Below are 408 nucleotides of genomic sequence, written 5' to 3'. Positions count from 1 at the left end.
GACGAAGATGGCAACGAACTGTCACCGAGCGTTAACAAGGGCAGCTCCTACAAGAATGGCGATGACTTTGACGTAACGGGCGATGCCAAGGTAATCAACGGCTACGTTCTGGTAAAACAGGACAACACCAAGGGTACGTTCGGCAATGGCGATGAAACGGCAACGTTCATCTACAAGAAGGTTGGTAAGATCATTCCGGTAGATCCAAACGGCACGCCAATTCCAGGTGCGGACACGCCGATCTACCAAAATGATCCAGACGATCCAACGAAGGTTGTGCCAAACGAACCAACTCCAGAAGTGCCAGGCTACACGCCAAGTACGCCAAGTGTGACGCCGGAAGATCCAACTAAGGACACGCCGGTACCATACACGCAGAACCAATACGGTTTGACGGAGAAGTTCGTG

Annotated in this window: 1 protein-coding gene; it reads left to right on the top strand. The window is 52.0% G+C overall.

Annotated elements, in window-relative coordinates:
- The coding region (locus ACLUWI_RS10360) for a MucBP domain-containing protein (RefSeq protein ID WP_412147245.1) at positions 1–408 on the top strand (408 nt) is incomplete at both ends.

The organism is Limosilactobacillus mucosae (assembly GCF_046939755.1).
GTDB classification, from domain to species: Bacteria; Bacillota; Bacilli; order Lactobacillales; family Lactobacillaceae; genus Limosilactobacillus; species Limosilactobacillus mucosae_A.
This window is presented reverse-complemented; position numbering and strand designations above follow the sequence as displayed.